Source organism: Candidatus Cyrtobacter comes (assembly GCF_034470605.1).
Lineage (GTDB): Bacteria > Pseudomonadota > Alphaproteobacteria > Rickettsiales > Midichloriaceae > Cyrtobacter > Cyrtobacter comes.
Genome location: NZ_JARGYT010000120.1, coordinates 1 through 2,833, shown reverse-complemented (window position 1 = coordinate 2,833; position 2,833 = coordinate 1). Strand labels below are relative to the sequence as shown.

Below are 2,833 nucleotides of genomic sequence, written 5' to 3'. Positions count from 1 at the left end.
GAAACAACCTTTTATCCATCTAAATACCATATTTATCGCCTCCAATATAATATTGCATCTTTTCCATTATTTGGCAAAACCTTTGTTAACAGTGCCTAAACTCCAACATTTATGGCGATTATATTTTTAATAATGTCACGAAGTACTTCCTCATTACAAGATCCTTCTAACTTTGCAGCCATGTCATTACTTGAAGAATGTTCAATTATATTAGCTATTGTATTCCATTGAGATAAGCTAATGTTTCCAAGCAATCCTTTTTCATTTAACTTTTGAAAACTACCTCTATCTATAAAAAAATCTTTTATGTCTTGCTCATTTATTATTGCCTCTGCAATCCTATAGCAGTAGCTACTAACTAATGTTTTTGGCAATATTTGTATAAAATCGTTTCTTGTTTGTGCTATAGCTAATGCGTTAGCTTCTATATCTTGATCAAATGATTTGATAGAAATATCATTGCCAATTGCCAAATCGTATAGGGTCTGCCCAACAATATATCCACAGTCATTAGTACTTTTTTGCTGGTTACACGAGATATTAGAGCACTCTTGAAAATGAAACTTTGTATTTTGTTGAAAAATTTCAATTAAGCTTTTAATATTACCCTTGGTGTCTTCATCATCAAAGTGATAATATTCTTGAAAATCACTTACTTGAGTATCTTTATTAATTGCTCTTATTTTATTCCAAGCTTCAATTACTCTCTCTTTTTTATCTTTTGAAGAAGTTGGATTAAAAAATTTTACAACAATTTTATCTTGATCTTTTTTTTCAAAAATCATACCTACAAAATGCGCATTTTCTGATACAGGCAGAACAAATTTTTCTAATTTAGCGTCATACATAAATTGATTAAACTTCATGTCAGGAAAATCTGTAATAAATTCAGAGTTCCACACCTTATCAGATACTAAAACCGTTTCTTCATTTGATAATTTAAGTTTCAGATACTGTAAAATTTTCTCACTCGAGACCCAATCTTCAATTAGAGCACTGCTGCCAATATCATCTAGTTTTTGTTGTAATTTAGATAGAAAATATGAATTATTTAATTGGATATCAATATCACCACCTCCTTTCAATTGTGTAACATTAACTGCCTCGGAATCTTTGTCTTGTTGCGCTACAAAAGAAAATTTTATCTCTTTTAGCAATGCATTAGTTTCTTCAGAACTGAAACGTGAATTTTGATTGATAAAATTTTCTACACTAGATAAAGCGGTTGTAAAAGATTTTGTAAAAATTACTGAAGAATTTAACCAACATCTCGCACCTGTATCGTTCTCAATGAGATCTTGTTGACCTGGCAATAACTCGACATCACCTTTTTTTGAATATTTAACAATATAGGCATCTTCCATAGCAAGTTCTAATTCAGTACTATCAACTTTTGTTCCAGATTTACTGTCTTTTCCGTAATGTTGATCGTCATAGCAATACCATTGCTCATCCTTTTCTTTTACATACGTCATATAATGGCCAGCATATAGACTTCCAGTATGACGTATAAACGCGGTTATTTCATATTCCTCGTTATTAATACTAATATTATTAAACGTTATCTTGCTTTCTAATTTCTCCAGCTTAGCATATATTGTACCATCCGCACATTCTTTTGCTTTATTTATAAAGCGATTTATACTGAAGCATATCTCCTCCACATCTTCACCAATTTCCCAGTCAATTTTTTGGTTTGCAGGGATTTTGTCCTTTTTTTCTTCGTTACGTAATTCAAACTCCACGTTATCATTCACCGATTTGCTCTTTTTTGTCTCTTCAAAAAGTGTATTAAAATCGTTTAAACCTGATTGTATTGGTATTTTTATTATAGCCACACCCTCTTTCTTGGACTCCTTTTCTTTGTAATAAATTTGCTTGTTTAGATCAGCTACAGAGACTGTACTTTTCTGCTCATGTGGGTCAAATATATTTAAGAATAATGCTTCCAAAAATTCTGATGCGTCTTGATGCCTGGAATCAGGTTGAAGTTTCAAAGAAGCTGCCTGTACAACATGCTCCGAAACCTTATCTAATAGAGCTTCTCTCAATTCAATAGAGTTTTCAACTACAAAGAAATTAGAAGCAATATGATTTGAGATATCAAATCTACTCACTTCATCAAGGTGTTTTGTTAAAGCGCTTTTAGCTTCCGCACTAATATCTGAGAAATTCTTCTCTCCATTAATAAATGCAGTTAAATCATTTTTTTCACTTTGATTAAAGCCTTCAAAATAATTATCAAGATTTTGATTTTTGATACTAGCCAAATAATTGAGAGCTTTTTGTTCCCTATCATGTTTATACAACATTCCTAACGTACGTAACTCAGGATTGCTTGATTCATTTGTGATTTTAGTATTGCCAAATTGCTGTTCTGTCTCAAGTATTGATTTGGGATCTGTTTTTAATTCGTTAATATCAAAATCTCTGTGAATTTGCTCTGTTACTGTTTTATAATTTTTCAACCCATCTTCCTTTGTTTTACTAAATTTTTTTACAACATTTTCTCCATCACCTAAAGGGTTATTACCGCTTGTTGTTGTAATTATCTCTTCCTCATCATAAGATAAGATCCGCTCATTCTGAATTGCATCATCCCAGGCAAATGCTCTTTCCGGTACATAGAGTGGTACATAATGCATGATACTCTGAATATATGATTTACAGCGTTCTATTCCATACCCTATATTGAATAGTAGAGCTTCTGGAAGGGAAAGCTCTTGAGAGAGGTTTAGGCACTGTTAACAAAGGTTTTGCCAAATAATGGAAAAGATGCAATATTATATTGGAGGCGATAAATATGGTATTTAGATGGATAAAAGGTTGTTTC

General features: G+C 31.7%; 1 protein-coding gene. It reads right to left on the bottom strand.

All coding sequences use genetic code 11. The annotated features are described in order from the left end of the window. Positions 1-95: 95 nt before the first annotated feature. Entirely contained in the window at positions 96-2,645 is a 2,550-nt protein-coding gene (locus tag Cyrtocomes_RS05840; protein WP_322498250.1) for a hypothetical protein, read from the bottom strand. Positions 2,646-2,833: the final 188 nt, after the last annotated feature.